Origin of the sequence: Phyllobacterium sp. P30BS-XVII (genome assembly GCF_014138335.1) — a bacterium.
GTDB classification, from domain to species: domain Bacteria; phylum Pseudomonadota; class Alphaproteobacteria; order Rhizobiales; family Rhizobiaceae; genus Phyllobacterium; species Phyllobacterium meliloti.
Window position 1 is genome coordinate 43,542 of sequence record NZ_JACGXO010000010.1, and the last position, 16,088, is coordinate 59,629.

Here is a 16,088-nt window from a genome sequence, read left to right on the forward strand (position 1 = left end):
CATTCTCCTCAAAACAGGAAATAGCGCTGCGCCATGGGCAGTACTGTGGCCGGTTCGCATGTCAGAAGTTCGCCATCCGCCCGCACTTCATAGGTTTCCGGGTCAACTTCCACATGCGGCGTGGCATCATTGTGGATCATCGATGCTTTGGAAATGCCGCCGCGGGTATTTTCGACACCGATCAGTTGCTTGTCGGTACCGAGCGACTGGCGCAGACCTGCTTCAATCGAGGCCTTGCTGACAAACACAACCGACGAATTGCTGACATTTTTGCCAAAGGTGCCAAACATCGGGCGATAATGCACGGGTTGCGGTGTCGGGATCGACGCGTTGGGATCACCCATCGGCGCGGCGGCGATCGATCCGCCCAGCAATACCATATCGGGTTTGACGCCGAAGAAGGCCGGATTCCACATCACCAGATCAGCGCGTTTGCCCACTTCTATCGAGCCGATATGTCTTGAAACACCCTGCGCAATCGCCGGATTGATCGTATATTTGGCAATATAACGTTTCACACGGAAATTATCATTGTCGCCGGTTTCCTGCGGCAGGCTTCCGCGCTGGCGCTTCATTTTATCGGCGGTCTGCCATGTGCGGATCAGAACTTCGCCGACACGGCCCATGGCCTGACTATCCGACGAGATAATCGAAAAGGCGCCGATGTCGTGCAAAATGTCTTCCGCAGCAATCGTCTCCTTGCGGATACGGCTTTCGGCAAAGGCAACATCTTCCGGGATCGATGATGACAGGTGATGGCAGACCATCAGCATGTCCAGATGTTCGGCAATGGTATTCTTCGTGTAGGGCCGTGTTGGATTGGTTGATGATGGAATGACATTCGGCAGGCCGCAAATCTTGATAATATCAGGCGCGTGACCGCCGCCCGCACCTTCTGTATGAAAAGCGTGGATTGTACGGCCTTTGAATGCCGCAACCGTATCTTCGACAAATCCGCTTTCGTTCAGCGTATCCGTATGGATCATCACCTGCACGTCGAACTGATCAGCCACGGTGAGGCAATTGTCGATGGCTGCCGGCGTCGTCCCCCAATCCTCATGCAGCTTTAGTGAACAGGCACCCCCAAGGATCATTTCCTCAAGTGCCTTGTGTTGTGAAGCATTACCCTTGCCTGACAGGCCGAGATTCATCGGAATGGAATCAAAGGCCTGAATCATCCGCCCCAGATGCCATGGTCCGGGCGTACAGGTTGTCGCAAGCGTCCCGTGCGCTGGTCCGGTCCCGCCGCCAAACATGGTGGTAACGCCCGACATCAGCGCTTCGTCGATCTGTTGCGGGCAGATGAAATGAATATGTGCGTCCATACCTCCAGCGGTCAGAATTTTGCCCTCGCTGGCGATGATTTCGGTGCCGGGGCCGATGATGATCGTCACACCCGGTTGGGTGTCTGGATTGCCCGCCTTGCCGATCGCAGCAATCAGCCCGTCCTTCAATCCGACGTCAGCCTTGTAGATGCCTGTGTGATCAACAATCAGAGCATTGGTGATGACCGTATCGACAGCACCATCAGCACGCGCAATCTGGCTTTGGCCCATGCCGTCGCGGATGACCTTGCCGCCGCCGAATTTCACCTCTTCGCCATAGACGGTGAGATCTTTCTCCACCTCGATAAACAGCTCCGTATCGGCAAGGCGAACCTTGTCACCCGTGGTTGGGCCAAACATACGTGCATAGGCGGAGCGGGTGATTTTAGCGGGCATGATATTTCCCTCTTGAACTGTACGTCTTGCATGGCGCTAAAGCCGACTGCGGTCGCCACATTTCTGCCGTGATATAGCCCCGAAAAAACCCGATCATCGACCGCTTGAGATCGAATTCCGCATGTGAACTGCGCCAGTCATCAAGCGATGATCGTTCGCCAATCATTTGAAAGGAAAAACGATGCGAAAACTGATGATTCTGGCCCTTTGTGCCGGTTTCCCGCTGGCAACTTCGGTCGCCTACGCCCAGACCGCTACGCCTGCCACTCCAAGCGCCCAGCAACCGGCAAGCAAGGGTGAAACGCCTGCGCAGTCCGATGCGGTTCCCATCAAGACGATCAACATTGTTGATATCAACGAATTGCCCGAGGGGACGAAAACTCAGGTTAATGAGGCCGTGGCCAAACGAACCGATAAGGATATGACGCAGTTGCGCACTTCGATCGACGCCTCGCCGCAAGTCTCGGCTGCGTTGAAGGAAAAAGGGCTGACTTCCGCTGCGGTGGTCGTTGCGAGTCTCGATTCCAAGGGCCTGCTGACCTTGGTCACCAAGAAGCCAAGCTAATCCCGCTGCATAGGACGATCTCGTCAATCCAGCTTTAAACCAGCGGGGACGACCGGAAATTTGCCGGTCGTTTGCTTCGCTGGATTTCGGGGAAGGCTGACTGGTCAAAGCTTTCCCATGATCTTTTGCTGAAATCCGTAAACGATCCTGTTGCCACCGAGCGGGACGAGCGTCACGTCGCGCTCTTGGCCCGGCTCGAAGCGCACGGCGGTTCCTGCGGCAATATCAAGTCGCATGCCGCGTGCCTGCGCGCGGTCAAAAATCAGCGCATTATTGGTTTCAAAGAAATGGTAATGCGAGCCAACCTGCACGGGACGGTCCCCGGTATTGGCGACCTTCAACGTCACGGTGATCGCACCTGTGTTCAGTTCAATCTCGCCCTTTGCTGGGATGATTTCACCCGGGATCATATCGTCTCCTAACGGATTGGTTCATGCACGGTGACGAGCTTGGTCCCGTCAGGAAAAGTTGCTTCCACCTGAATGTCGTGGATCATCTCGGGAATGCCCTCCATCACCTGATCGCGGGTGATGACGTGCGCTCCGGCTTCCATGAGGTCAGCGACAGAACGGCCATCGCGCGCACCTTCCACGACAAAATCGGTAATGAGAGCAATAGCTTCCGGATGGTTGAGCTTTATGCCACGTTCGAGACGGCGGCGGGCGACCATAGCCGCCATGGAGATCAGGAGCTTGTCTTTTTCACGGAGTGTCAGATTCATTTTGTCCTCTTGGCCATCCCATGTTTGTTGTGTGTGACTAAGTTCCGATCTTAGATTGACCAGACTTTAGGCACGCCTGCCTTTTGATTCAGCAGTTCGATCAGTGGTATCAGCCGTTTCCGCAGGGAATAAGCATCCTCATCCACCAGCCTCGCAAGAAGCTTGCCAGACCAGACAGAAGCCCCGCCTTTTTCGCCAATTATTTTTCGAGTGCGCTCCAGATCACGTTCGGCATCGGGATCAAGCAGTAGAATAGTCGCCATTGTCCGCATACCGCCAAGCAGCGCGGGGCGGGCAAGCATGGACGCTGTATCCGAACCAATTGCAAAGTCTTCCGCGTGAACAAGCTTGTCTTGCCGGTAAATACGCCAGCGGTCGCGGAAGAGGCAGTTCTGCACATCTTCGCCCATGGCTTTACGGCCAAAAACCACTGGTTCAACGATCAATGCCCGGCTTGTTTCGGCAAGATGCACCGTCAATGTCCGTTTCAAAGCCGAACGCTCGAACAGGATCGTTTCTTGAGGAAGCCACGCAAGGCTGGCATTCTCGCCGATTGAGAGCGTCGTCTCCACATTGGCAACGGCCGATGAAGCCTTGTAGATACGTTCGCAGGCTTGTGTGGTTATCTGCGCATGGCAATCATTGCCCGCGTCGAACTGCCAGCGCATTTCATCGCCGCCGGTAAGACCGCCGGATGTGTTGATCATCACGGCTTCAAGCCGGGCATCGTCCCTGTCAGGCAGGCGAATTTTTGCGCAACCCTCCTGATAGAGCGTTGCGATGCGTGTTCGTCCGCCGGACGCTTTTACAGTAAGCCGCGCGTGACCATAGGCGCGCTGCGGCTTGGCTTCAGGCATCAAATCAAGCGACGGGTGAACGTTCATACCTCACGCTAGCGCAGCCTGATGAGCTGTGAAAGCTCAAACTTTTCCAAGCTCAATGGCGCGCTGGTGTGCCGCGTGTACGGCCTCGGTCAGAAGGTTTTTCAGCCTGTCCCCGCTCATGAGAACTTTCAGGGCCGCCGCCGTGGTGCCATTCGGACTTGTCACCTGCTCGCGCAGCGTTGTTGGTGTATCGGAACTGGCCGCTGCAAGCGCTCCCGCGCCGTAAACCGTCTGCATTGCCAGAAGACCGGCGATCTCACGCGTCAGGCCGGCGGCAACCCCGGCTTCCGTTAGACCTTCGATGAAATGGAACACATAAGCCGGGCCAGACCCGGAAACCGCTGTCACTGCATCAATCAGGCTTTCATCGTCCACCGATGCAACGGCTCCGCTTGTTTTCAAAAGCGCATCCACAAATGCTGCATCATTGTCGCTAACATTGGGATTGCGGAAGGTGACGATCATGCCCTTACCAATGGCGGCGGGTGTGTTGGGGATCGTGCGAATAATGGCCGTATGGCCACCAAGACGCTGTTCAAAGAAATTCACCGTAATACCCGCGGCAACACTGACGAATGTCGCCTGTTCGGCAAAGCGCCTGTAGGCAGGCAGCACATCGCCCATCACCTGCGGCTTGACGGCAACAAGGATCACGCGGGGTTCGAGATCGGCGGGGAGCGAGGCGGCATCGGCGACTGCATTGACCCCGAGCGACGCCGCACGGTCCCGCAAAGCATCGGTCGGTTCGACGACATGGACCTGTTCCGGCTTCAATATGCCCGCGTCGAGCCACCCCTTGAGCATGGCAAAACCCATATTGCCGCAACCAACCAGAACAACGCTATCAACCATTCGTCTTCTCCCAAATCATATGGCGGCACTTTGATCTGCTCCATTGTGCCGGGTCAACTGCCTCAAGGAGATTTTAGCTGCGGGTCAGAATGGGAATACGCGCCGTCAAACGCAGGCCAAACACGGCCATGACCACCAGAAGCCACACGGGATCAACACGGCGGAAAAAGAAGCTTTCGAGAAATGCGTTCATGAGCGAAAAGGTAAGTACCATCATGAAGAAATCGGAGAGATAGATATTCTCCCGTTTCTTCAGGCAGCGGGCATAATCAATCAGCGGAAAACCCACGAGGATGATGATACCGCACACCATTGCCGGATAGCCCATGCCAACGGCGATATCGAGATAGCCATTATGCGCATGGACGATACCGCGCACGTCCCAATCGAGATAGTAGCTCGGATTCTCCGCTTCACGCACGACGGGCGCTTCCCAGAAGCTTTCAAAACCAAATCCGCGCCACGGCGTGGCTGAGAGCTTCTCCAGCGCAAACGTCCAGATGGACGTGCGCCCGGTAAATGTCGGATCTGTTCCGAAATCTACGAGAAGATTGTGACTGGCGGGTATGAAAAGGCTGCCTATCGTAAACACAAAAAAGCCGATGAGAGCGGCTGCTATCGTCAGTGATGCCAGCACACGAAGACCGAACAGGCCGGGGAACATCACAAGGAACATGACAAGCGGCACAAGCGCCGTGCTTGTCTTGGACCCTGTGTGAGCGACAAACCAGAGTGCGAGAACGAGTACCGTCCAGCCCACCACGCGCCAGCCGCGCCGGATCAGGTAAATTCCGCCGAACGAGAATGCCGCCATCACCGGACCGGCAATGTTCTTGTGCGCATAAATACCGCGCCAGAGCCCCGCATGTTCGGACTCAATCTCGCTGGCCGTGTGTTTTGCAAGGTCCGGGACAATAGCAAGGCCAATATAGGAGAGGATGAGTACGGCAAGCGCTGCGATAACAAAGGCGAGCGAAAAGCCGTCGGCATCTCGCGGTACAGACAGAACCGCGAGAACGCAGATAATGCCGATTAGCGTAAAAATGACGGCTCTTTGCGCCGATGAAGGATCGACAGCGATGAAAGTCGACAGAATGAGAAAGCCGAACATGACAAGCCACATCGGGCTGATCAGCGCCAGTAATGTGCGTGGCTCGGAGAGTGTCAGCATCGCAAGGATAGACACGGCACCAAGAGCGCCAAATCCCAGCTGATTGACGATATCGCCGCCGCCATCTGTGCCAGCAGCGCTTACCGCCTGAAATGGCCGGAATGAAACCAGCAGGCAACAGAGGATAAATGCCGCAGCAAAGCTGGCGATCAAGCGAACGGGCAGGTCCCTGATCGCGTCAGTTCTTTTCAGGTTGCCGATACTGCTCATTGGAATATCCAAATTCCGCAAGAATGCGGCCAAGGCCAATATAGACCTGATAGAGCCCGATGGACAACGAGCCCGTCTGGGTAATTTTGACGATCGCGCGGAAGGGCGACAGGGCCAGCAGGGCAATGCTTTTCAGCACTGTCTTCAATCCGCCAAAGGGTTCCTGTGCCCGCTTGCGTTTCTCGATCAGCGTCGAAATCACGCCGTTGCGCAGCGCCCGGGCCCTGATCCAGTCCGCTTGTACGCGCCGTTCGGGAATGGTTTCGAATACAGGCGCTTCGGCGCACCACGCGGCGGTGAAACCTTTAACAACGCTCCGGCTGATAAAGTCAGAATCGCCGCCACCCATGAAATTGAAGGTGATATCCAGAAATGGAAACGGCATAGCTTCCAGCACCTTGCGGCTGACAAGAAGATTGCCCGAGGAATAGATAATCGGGACACGACCAGTCTGCGAATAATGCGGGCTGAACACCGGATGCTTGGCCCAGACCTGATGCTCCGGCTTGGCAAAGACAGGAACCTGCGGCCCGCCGACAAAATCGACACCATAAGTTTCCTGTGTTCGCAGTAAATTCTCCAACCAGTCCGGACTGGCTATCTCATCATCATCGATGACAACCAGCGATTTGAAATTCGGGAAGGTTTTGAGCGCCGTCAGCCAACCGGCATTGTAAGCGTTACAATTGCCGCGATCATGCGCGATGATCACAAGCCCTTTATAATCGCCACTTTCGAACAATGGCCCGGCAACCTTCGCTCCATCTTGCTCTTCTGCCTCGTTTTCCATGACGATAATTGCAAAATGACGTGGGGTGTTCTGCTCTTTCAGCGAGCGCAGCGTCTTCAACAAATGCTCAGGGCGTTTGAACGTCGGCAGGGTGACGACAACGTGAATTGTCTCGGGTGCAAGCTCGGGGGAGCAGGCAAAAACCGTTATGTTGTCTGGAAGGTCAATTGCCATAAATGGATTTGTGCCCGTTGCCTGATATAATCAACCTATATGTGTCATTTGTTCAAGATTTCATTACATTGTTCATACAATTCCATTAGTGAGAAGCCAGACCTCAGCTTGGGCCAGTCATGCATCTTCTATTTGTAACATCGCTGGTTCCTGATGGAAAACCAACCACAGGCTATGAGATTGCCAATGCGGCAATCATTGATGGATTGGTGCGGGCCGGTATCCATGTGACTGTATTGGGTTTCATCTGGCCGGGCAGTTCACCATCAGACCCGGACAACACCATCGTTCTTGGTGAAGTCGATGTGCGGAACGACACCGCAAGCCTTACCCAGAAGCTGCGATGGCTTGGCAAAGCTCTTGTAACAGGACTGACTGTCTCTTCGGCCAAGCTGCGAATTATTTCGCAAGACAAGTTGCGTGCCGCCATCGGATCATCGGGCAATTTCGATGCCTATGTGCTGAATGGTGTTACGCTATCAGGTGCATTTGAAGGCTGCTTTGCTGACAAGCCGCAAATCTTCGTTGCTCACAATGTCGAACATCATTCGGCTTGGGAGAATGCGCAGGCAGCCACCAGTCTCGTGCAAAAGATTCTGTTCCGGCGAGAGTCGCGGTTGCTGGCCGGACTGGAAGGACGTTTGTGCCGCCGGGCTTCGTTTGTATTCACATTGGCTGAACAGGATATCAAGGCGTTGGGCCTTGCTGACACTGGCCGGGCTGCAGAACTTCCGCTGGTAACAGGCGCCGACACCGGCAAAATGGCCCATCGCAAAATCGAGCATGATCTTGGTCTGATTGGCACATGGACGTGGCAACCAAACCGCATTGGCCTTGAATGGTTTCTGCGTGAAGTCGCGCCGCACCTCGACAAGGACATAAGAATTACGGTTGCAGGCAGCATTCCGGCTGATTTGAAAGCGGCGTGGCCAAACGTTAATTTTGCCGGTCGGGTGCCGGATGCGACCGAGTTTGTCCGTTCTTGCGCATTGGTCCCGCTGGTGAGCCGTGCCGGAACGGGTGTCCAGCTCAAGACCATCGAGACGTTTGAGATGGGACTGCCCAGCGTTGCGACATCCCTGTCGGTGCGAGGCATAGCTAGTATTCCGGAAAATTGTGCTGTGGCCGATGATCCGCAAGCCTTCGCCAAAGCGATTGGGGCTATGGTGGCTCGGGTGCGCGCCGGTGAGGATCTGACCTGTTCGGGTGAAGCGTTTCGCGCCGCGCAATTGGCCCGGTTTGATTCACAGCTTCGTCTCGGGCTTGATGCGCTTGGCGCTTCTTTGGGAAGAGTTGGACCATGAGCCCGGCTCTTCTCTCGATGCACCACGCACTTCCGCAACATATTATCCTTGGTGTTTCCGTGCTGGCGCTTTCATGGGATGACGCCATCCAGCATCTGCACACTTTAATCGATGAGAAGCGCTTTACACTTGTCACATGGCTGAATGCGCACAATTCCAATCTGGTGGAAGACGATATTCGTTTTCGCAATGCATTGGATGAGTTCCTCGTTCTGCCCGATGGCGTCGGTGTCGACATTGCCGCGAAGCTGCTTCATGGCAAAACCTTTCCCAACAACTTGAATGGCACCGATTTCACGCCCGCGCTGCTCCGAGCACTGACCCCGCCTTTGCGGATCGGGCTCCTCGGCACACGCCCCGGCGTGGTCGAGAAAGCGGCGGAAAGCCTGAAAGAAAACGCCCCGCAGCATGAATACCGCGTTATCAGCCACGGTTTCTTTGCGCCATCCGATGAGCCGCGCATTTTGCAGAGCCTTGCGGACTATCATCCCCACATCCTGCTGGTTGCGATGGGGGTGCCGCGTCAGGAACTCTTCATGCGGGAAAAGCTGACTGCGGAACATTGTGTCCTGGCATTTGGCGTTGGAGCCCTCCTGGATTTTCGTGCCGGAGCTGTGTTGCGGGCACCACGCTGGATGCAGAAACTGCGTCTGGAGTGGCTGTACCGGTTTTCACAGGAACCGAAACGGCTTTGGCGTCGCTACGTTTTGGGCAATCCGCGTTTTCTGTTCAGGGTGCTTCGCACGCTCGCGACAGGCGTAAGGGTCAGTCGATGAGAACCGCAATCGTCACAGCCAGCTATGCGCCGGATTTTGAGCGCTGCAAATTGCTTTGCGAGACGATTGACCGGTTCGTCACCGGCTATACGCGCCATTACATTCTGGTTGAACATCGGGATATGGCATTGTTTCGCCAGCTTGAAGGGCCGCGCCGGATCATTGTGGATGAGAACGATCTGCTGCCCGGCTGGATCAAACCATTTCCCGATCCGCTCAGTTTTGGCCGCAAGCGCATCTGGCTGTCGCCGCGAACAATGCCATTGCGTGGCTGGCACGTACAACAGTTTCGCCGCATCGCCATTGCCTCGCATGCCGATGAAGACGCCTTTTTTTATGTGGATTCCGACGTGGCTTTTCTGCGCCCGTTCGATTGTGCGTCCAACTGGCACGGCGATACTTTGCGGCTGTTTCGGCGGGATGCTGAATTGCTGCGCCCCGTTGCGGACGATCAGCGCATCTGGTCAGAGCAGGCGGGTCGCCTGCTTGGGATCGAACCCGTAAGCCCTGTTGGTCATGATTATATCAGCACATTGATTGCCTGGCGTCGTGATGCCCTGTTGTCCATGTGCGGCCACATCGAAAAGCTGTCCAGCAGGCACTGGATTGCCGCGATTGGTCGCGAGCGCCGTTTTTCCGAATGCATGATTTATGGCCGCTATGCCGATGAAGTGCTCATGGCAAAGGGGCACTACCATGATAGCGCCGAATTCTGCCGGATATACTGGGTTGAGCCCGCCCCGACGGAGGAAGAGTTTCAGGCCTTTGTGGAAGCCATGACGCCAGAACAGGTCGCTATCGGCATACAATCCTTCATCGGCTTTGACACCGCCCGCATCCGCAAATTGGTCAACGGTTAAATCACACGCGCCGCGCCGGCTTCCGGATGGCTCGATAAGTCAGCCATGTGGAGAGCAGGTAAATGGCTGCGAACATGGCATTGAGCCATATCAGCCAGTCATTGACTGCGGTGAATGTGAGCAGCAGCCATGAGAGCAATCCCGCTTTGGCAAGTGCAAGCAATCCGAGATTAAGGGCGCGCAAGCCAGATTGTCCGCGCGCATAAAGCAGCTCAGCCTGATATTCGATGAGATTGCGCAGTCCGGGAACCAGAACAACGAGCGGCAGAAGTGCGACAACCGAAGCAACATTCGAGCCCAGGGCGCGTGGAAAAATATACAGAAATACGGCAAGCGCGATGAGACCCAGTGTTGAAACGGCGAAAACACCAGCCTCTAAACCGCCGCGAATTTTCAGCGATCTCAACATATCAGGCGTGCGCATCAGTTTCTGCACCAGCATCATGTTGAATGAACGGACGGGCAGGGCCGTCAGGTCTACAAGCCGCATAACGATGGCATAGACACCTGCGGTCTGTGGTCCGCCCACGGCGAGCACCAGAAGCTTGTCGAGTTCCATCTGGATATAGAACAGGATTTCAGCACCCGCGACGGCAAACGAATCCGCAAGACGCCTGTAATAAAGCTGAGGAATGAGCCGCAGTTTCACCCTTGGGTAGAAGAACACGATAGCGATGATGAGCGCGACGCCGTTGGCACCCGCATACCACCAGCTCCATGCGCCCAGAGTAGTCAAACTGGAGAATGCAAAAAGAACTGCCGCAATCGCGCGCAAGGCAGTGCCAATGATAACGAGCAAGGCCGCGCGGCCAAAACGGTTGAGGCCATTATTGACGACCACGACAACCTCAAGCGAACGCCAGAGCAGGGCCTCGGTTGCAACGATGACGGCAAAAACCCCAAACGCCAGATCCGCCCCGAAAAACACCAGATGTGTGAGGAAAGCGGCCAACGCAAAAATGGGCAGGGAAATCACGACCGCTGCCAGATAGCCGCCGGTATAGGCACCAAGCAATTGGGGTTTGACCGTCGAAATGCGGTAAAGCGGCGATACGAACCCAAACGACACCAGCCGCGACAGGACCACACCGGTTGCCGATGCGGTGGCAAAGAGGCCAAATTCGGCAATCGACAATGTGTTGGCAAGCGCGACGAAGTAGGCAAGAGAAATAACAAGCCGTCCCGCTGATCCGCTGATCACCGAGAAATAATTGCGAATGAGCGCCGCATTGGCCTTCACATGACGCGCTATCAAATCTTTTCCCCTGCGGGTGTTAAACGTCCCGCACAAACTTCCGCCGTTCTATACTGAAAAGCCTTAATGGCTCGTGTTGGAACGGGATATCGTGGTCTGATTAAAATGGGTGATAGCAGAGTGTTTCATGGATGATTAACGATTTATTTTCCATAGAACTTTAGGTTGGGTTAACCGTGGGCCGTTCGCTCGGGGTTGAGTTGTATTGAACGGTTGTTTTGGAGTGCGGATAAAGATGGGTGATCGGGACAACGAGACAGGAAAGCGGCCTCGGCGCTCGCTTCTCTCGTTCGCCAGCCAGCCGGAAACGGCGGGTGAGGCCTCCCCGCGTGCCGATTTTATTGAGCCGGACCAGTCACCAAGGCGGGTCGAGGACCTGGAGCACTATCAGCGCATGCGTGCCCTGCGACTGGCAGCGAGCAGTGAGATTACACCAGCGATTGAACCTGAACACACATTCAAAGATGAGGAAGCCGAACAGGATGCGGTAAACCGCATGCGTGCCGATATGGCTGCAATCAAGGCCGAACTCAACCGGCGCATTGATGACAATCCGCCAACCGAGCCAGTTCCTCCCGCTGCGCCTGCGCAAACAGCTGTCTTGCGGAATGAGGCACCGGCAGAGCCTGCACCCACAGTCGTTTCTGTCGCAAAGCCTGTTCGCCGGATTGAAAATGACAGCGACGAATGGAAACCGCTGGTTGATCCGCGTATTGTTCTTACGCACATCGTCAATTCCAAAAAGCTGATCATTGCGACGACGCTTATCGGCGCGCTGCTGGGCGCCGGTTATGCCATGACCGTGCCAAAACTCTATTATTCCAATGTGGAATTGCTCGTTGATCCGCGCGATCTCAAATTGACGGACAAGGAAATCGCGCCGGGCCAATTGCCTATTGATGCGTCGCTTGCCATTGCCGAAAGCCAATTGCGGATTATTCAGTCGAGCAGCGTTCTTTCCAAGGTGATCGATCGTGCAGGTCTGGCCAAAGACCCTGAATTTAATGGCGATCTCAAGGATAAGGGAATATTTGCCGCTCTCCGCGAGCTTTTCTCGACCGATAGTACGCCCGATGCCACAGCCCGCGAGACACTGCTTCTGCGCAATCTGAACGAACATATGGATGTTGCGCGGAGTTCGAAAAACTTCATTTTCAACATCACCGTCAATTCGCGCGATCCGGAAAAATCTGCATTCATCGCCAACACGGTTTCTGATGTTTTCAGGGAAGAGCAGGGCAATATCCAGTCCGACTCGGCCAGACAGGCGACGGATTCGCTCACGGCCCGGCTCAACGATATGCGCCTCGGTGTGGAATCGGCTGAAAACGCCGTTCAGAAATACAAGGCGGAGAATGATCTTGTCGACGTACAGGGTCGTCTGATCAGCGATGACGAGGTTTCAAGAACCAGTGACGAACTGACGGCGGCGCGCAACCAGACCATAAAGCTTAATGCACAGGCGGCTTCCATTCGTGGCACATCGGTTGAAGGTGTTCTTGGTAACAATACACTGCCCGAGGAATTCCGCTCCGGGGTCATTGTTGCGCTTCGCTCGCAATATGGCGCTCTGAAACAACAGGCCGATGGGTTGGCCACCAAGCTTGGCCCGCGTCATCCGCAGCTGATTCAGGCGCAGACGCAGGTTGACGGTATCCGTAAGGAAATCCGCAACGAACTTGATCGCATTGCCTCCTCTGTGCAGGTCGAGCTGAAGCGTTCGGTGCAGCAGGAGCAGGACCTCGCAAGCAGACTGGCGCAGTTGAAGTCGCGCATGGCTGGTACGAATGAAAATATGATCAAACTGCGCGAGCTTGAGCGGGAAGTTACCGCCAAACGTGCAGTTTACGAGGCTTTCATGCTGCGCGCCAAGGAAACCGGCGAGCTTGAAGGGATCAACAGCACCAATATTCGCGTCATTTCGCCAGCGCGTCCGGCTCTCGAATCCACCGGTGGTTCACGGAAAATTATCGTCATTGGCGGTATTCTGGCGGGGCTTCTTGCCGGGCTTGGCATAGCGATGCTGCGCGGCATGATTGATAGTTTCCGCAGCAATGGCGAATTGAAGACAGCCCGCACGGAGAACGACGCGCCTTTTGATCCGGATTCGCCTTCTGGCGCAAAGCGACCATTGCGCAGTGAAGCCGATACGCCAGCACCCGCATTGGAATCGCGGTTGGGCGCGGCAATCAAACAGGCGCAAACACGTAGTTTCGCTCCGGATTTCGATGAGACATCAGATGGGGACGAAACAACGCCCGATGAAGATCAGGTGGCGGTTGCACAGTTCCTCTATGAATATGCCGATCTTCAAGTCGCCAAACGCCAGCATGCCAATTCCAATATTGAGGATATGCTCGCGGACATCGCTGAAATTCGCGATGTCCTGCGGCAACGCTCCGGCGGCGAATGATGCTAGTGCAGGCGGGGCGTCGGTCCCATGCCTTTGTCATCGATGACATAGCCCCGATAGAAACGGTCGAGTGTAAACGGCGCCGATAGTGGATGCGGCTCGTCCTTGGCGATGGTCCATGCAAAGCACTTGCCCGAAATGGGTGTCGCCTTGAAGCCGCCGTAACACCAGCCAGTGTTCAGATACATGCCCGGCAGTGGTCCCGTCGTGATGATGGGCGAGCCATCCATAGACATATCCATGATCCCGCCCCATGAACGCAGCAGCTTGACGCGGGCCAGCGCGGGCATGAGAGCGACAAACTCACTCATCACATCTTCCACAACAGGCAGGTTGCCGCGCTGCGCATAGGAATTGTAGCCGTCAATATCGCCGCCAAAGACGAGGCCGCCCTTGTCCGATTGGCTGAAATAGAGGTGTCCACCACCGAAGGTCGCAACGGTATCGACCACGGGCTTCAATGCTTCCGAGACGAATGCCTGCAGGACATGGGATTCAAGCGGCAACCGGTCGACACCCGCCCGGCGCATCAGTTCGCTGGTATGGCCAGCCACGGCGCAGGCGGTCTTCTTGGCATTGATCGGGCCACGCGTCGTCATGACGCCAGTAACTTTGTCGCCGTCTTTTATAAAGCCGGTGACTTCGCAATTCTCGATAATATCGACGCCAAGCTGGTCCGCTGCACGGGCATAGGCCCAGACCACCGCATCATGGCGTGCTGTACCAGCACTGCGCTGCATCAAGCCACCAATGATCGGAAACCGGGCCGATCCGCTGATGTCGAGGCCGGGAATAAGCTTTTCCAGCTGCTTGGGATTCATCAACTCGCAATCAATGCCATTGAGCCGCATCTGATTGCCGCGCCTGACATAAACATCAAGCTGCGGCAGATTATGCGCAAGGTTGACCACGCCGCGCTGCGAGAACATCACATTATAGTTGAGGTCATGGGACATTGTTTCCCACAGCTTCATCGACGCTTCGTAGAAATGCTGGTTCTCAGTCAGAAGATAATTTGAGCGCACCGCAGTTGTATTGCGGCCAATATTGCCGGAGCCGAGCCAGCCCTTTTCCACAACTGCAATATTGCGAATACCGTGTTCCTTGGCAAGGTAATAGGCCGTTGCAAGTCCGTGTCCGCCGCCGATGATAACCACATCATAGGCGGGTTTCGGATCGGGTTTACGCCATGCAGGCTTCCAGTCCTTATTGCCGTTGAGGGCGTTCTTGAGAAGGGAGAAAGCGGAATAGCGCATCGACGAATCCAGTTTGCAGGCGGAGTAGTGTGATCATGCGTGGATTTGGCACATTCGCAAGCCCCAGCGTGCTCCTTGGGTCACATCATCGCATTGCCCTTATCGGCTGCTTTCGTTATTGCGTCAGTGAACGCCGTTCTGGCGGTATTGTATTGCCAAAGAATCCTCAGAATGACGTCCATTCCCGAAGCGAGATGCCCAGGAGCAGCACATGGCAGTGACGATTGATGGCAAGCAAATTGCCGAGGACGTGGTTTCCAAGGTCAAACTATCAGCCGCCGAGCTGATTGAGGCCACCGGCGTTACACCCGGTATTGCTGTGGTGATCGTGGGTGAAGACCCGGCCAGTCAGGTCTATGTCGCCAATAAGGGGCGTAAGGCGAGGGAATGCGGCTTCCATTCCGTCCAGCATACCTTGCCTGAACAGACAAGCGAGGAGGAACTGGTCAAGCTGGTGGAAACGCTGAATGCCGATCCGGCGATTCACGGCATTCTTGTGCAGCTGCCTCTCCCCAAGCACATTGATTCCGGCCGCATCATCCAGACCATCTCGCCCGATAAGGATGTCGATGGCTTTCACTTCATCAATGTCGGTAAACTCGGCACTGGCGAACTCGAAACCGCATTCGTTCCCTGCACGCCTGAGGGCTCAATGCTGCTGATCGACCGTATTCTGGGCCGTGATCTTTCCGGTCTGAATGCCGTGGTCGTTGGCCGCTCCAATATTGTCGGCAAGCCGATGTTCAACCTGCTGCTGGCGCACAATGCGACCGTAACCATTGCGCATAGCAAGACAAAAGACCTTCCGGGCCTTTGCCGCAATGCCGATATTCTTGTGGCCGCCGTTGGCCGCCCGCAAATGATCAAGGCCGATTGGGTAAAGCCCGGCGCAACAGTCATCGATGTTGGTATCAACCGCATTCCTGCTCCCGAGCGCGGTGAAGGCAAGACGCGCCTCGTTGGCGATGTGGATTTTACGGATGTTGCTCCGGTGGCTGGTGCGCTGACCCCGGTTCCCGGTGGTGTTGGACCCATGACGATTGCCATGCTGATGGCCAATACGCTGGTCGCTGCCCATCGCAGTGTCGGTAAAACACCACCGCGCTTCTAATTCATTGGTTTATAAACGGATTGTC

General features: G+C 55.4%; 15 protein-coding genes. 6 read left to right on the forward strand and 9 right to left on the reverse strand.

Annotation, left to right across the window (positions count from 1 at the left end; all coding sequences use genetic code 11):
* Window positions 1-8: 8 nt before the first annotated feature.
* Window positions 9-1,721, reverse strand: coding sequence for an urease subunit alpha (gene ureC / locus FHW17_RS22390; protein ID WP_182510862.1), 1,713 nt, complete (start codon window positions 1,719-1,721; stop codon window positions 9-11).
* A gap of 181 nt (window positions 1,722-1,902) precedes the next feature.
* Between ureC and FHW17_RS22395 the strand changes: the two genes are divergently transcribed.
* The gene (locus tag FHW17_RS22395; protein ID WP_113096389.1) at window positions 1,903-2,286 is read left to right on the forward strand and encodes a hypothetical protein; all 384 of its coding nucleotides are present in this window, start codon (window positions 1,903-1,905) and stop codon (window positions 2,284-2,286) included.
* A gap of 104 nt (window positions 2,287-2,390) precedes the next feature.
* Here FHW17_RS22395 and FHW17_RS22400 read toward each other — a convergent pair whose 3' ends face one another.
* The 6 genes from FHW17_RS22400 to FHW17_RS22425 all read right to left on the reverse strand — a co-directional run bounded on the left by FHW17_RS22400 (window position 2,391) and on the right by FHW17_RS22425 (window position 7,088).
* Complete coding sequence (locus FHW17_RS22400) at window positions 2,391-2,696, reverse strand: urease subunit beta (protein ID WP_091883353.1); 306 nt, start codon at window positions 2,694-2,696, stop codon at window positions 2,391-2,393.
* An 8-nt stretch (window positions 2,697-2,704) separates the two neighbouring features.
* A complete protein-coding gene (locus FHW17_RS22405; protein ID WP_112527032.1) occupies window positions 2,705-3,007 on the reverse strand; it encodes an urease subunit gamma in 303 nt (100 codons plus the stop codon).
* Between the two features lie 50 nt (window positions 3,008-3,057).
* Window positions 3,058-3,891: an urease accessory protein UreD gene (locus FHW17_RS22410; RefSeq protein WP_112527034.1), complete on the reverse strand. Its 834-nt coding sequence runs from the start codon at window positions 3,889-3,891 to the stop codon at window positions 3,058-3,060.
* 36 nt (window positions 3,892-3,927) lie between these two features.
* Window positions 3,928-4,743 (reverse strand): pyrroline-5-carboxylate reductase, encoded by an 816-nt coding sequence (gene proC, locus FHW17_RS22415; RefSeq protein ID WP_112527036.1) that lies wholly within the window; start codon window positions 4,741-4,743, stop codon window positions 3,928-3,930.
* 73 nt (window positions 4,744-4,816) lie between these two features.
* Entirely contained in the window at window positions 4,817-6,124 is a 1,308-nt protein-coding gene (locus FHW17_RS22420) for an O-antigen ligase (RefSeq protein ID WP_182510863.1), read from the reverse strand.
* Window positions 6,093-7,088 carry a glycosyltransferase gene (locus FHW17_RS22425; protein ID WP_182510864.1) on the reverse strand — a complete coding sequence of 332 codons (996 nt, stop codon included), beginning with the start codon at window positions 7,086-7,088 and terminating at the stop codon, window positions 6,093-6,095. The genes FHW17_RS22420 and FHW17_RS22425 overlap by 32 nt, the downstream gene beginning before the upstream one ends.
* Before the next feature lie 119 nt (window positions 7,089-7,207).
* On the opposite strand from FHW17_RS22425, the gene FHW17_RS22430 reads away from it, so the two are divergent.
* The 3 genes from FHW17_RS22430 to FHW17_RS22440 are packed head-to-tail and all read left to right on the forward strand — an operon-like array spanning window position 7,208 to window position 10,028.
* Window positions 7,208-8,392, forward strand: a complete 1,185-nt coding sequence (locus tag FHW17_RS22430; protein WP_182510865.1) for a glycosyltransferase family 4 protein — start codon at window positions 7,208-7,210, stop codon at window positions 8,390-8,392.
* Complete coding sequence (locus FHW17_RS22435; RefSeq protein WP_182510866.1) at window positions 8,389-9,168, forward strand: WecB/TagA/CpsF family glycosyltransferase; 780 nt, start codon at window positions 8,389-8,391, stop codon at window positions 9,166-9,168. Before FHW17_RS22430 ends, FHW17_RS22435 begins: the two co-directional genes overlap by 4 nt.
* The gene (locus tag FHW17_RS22440; RefSeq protein ID WP_112527043.1) at window positions 9,165-10,028 is read left to right on the forward strand and encodes a DUF6492 family protein; all 864 of its coding nucleotides are present in this window, start codon (window positions 9,165-9,167) and stop codon (window positions 10,026-10,028) included. The genes FHW17_RS22435 and FHW17_RS22440 overlap by 4 nt, the downstream gene beginning before the upstream one ends.
* Window position 10,029: 1 nt before the next feature.
* Here FHW17_RS22440 and FHW17_RS22445 read toward each other — a convergent pair whose 3' ends face one another.
* Window positions 10,030-11,283: a lipopolysaccharide biosynthesis protein gene (locus tag FHW17_RS22445; RefSeq protein ID WP_112527045.1), complete on the reverse strand. Its 1,254-nt coding sequence runs from the start codon at window positions 11,281-11,283 to the stop codon at window positions 10,030-10,032.
* 235 nt (window positions 11,284-11,518) lie between these two features.
* On the opposite strand from FHW17_RS22445, the gene FHW17_RS22450 reads away from it, so the two are divergent.
* On the forward strand, window positions 11,519-13,696 hold the full coding sequence (locus FHW17_RS22450) for a GumC family protein (RefSeq protein WP_112527047.1): 2,178 nt from the start codon (window positions 11,519-11,521) through the stop codon (window positions 13,694-13,696).
* Between the two features lie 2 nt (window positions 13,697-13,698).
* Here the strand turns inward: FHW17_RS22450 and FHW17_RS22455 are convergent, their stop codons facing one another.
* On the reverse strand, window positions 13,699-14,952 hold the full coding sequence (locus FHW17_RS22455; RefSeq protein WP_091883379.1) for a sarcosine oxidase subunit beta family protein: 1,254 nt from the start codon (window positions 14,950-14,952) through the stop codon (window positions 13,699-13,701).
* A gap of 211 nt (window positions 14,953-15,163) precedes the next feature.
* Here FHW17_RS22455 and folD point away from each other — a divergent pair, with 211 nt between their 5' ends.
* The gene (folD, locus tag FHW17_RS22460; RefSeq protein WP_112527049.1) at window positions 15,164-16,063 is read left to right on the forward strand and encodes a bifunctional methylenetetrahydrofolate dehydrogenase/methenyltetrahydrofolate cyclohydrolase FolD; all 900 of its coding nucleotides are present in this window, start codon (window positions 15,164-15,166) and stop codon (window positions 16,061-16,063) included.
* The last annotated feature ends 25 nt before the right edge of the window (window positions 16,064-16,088 follow it).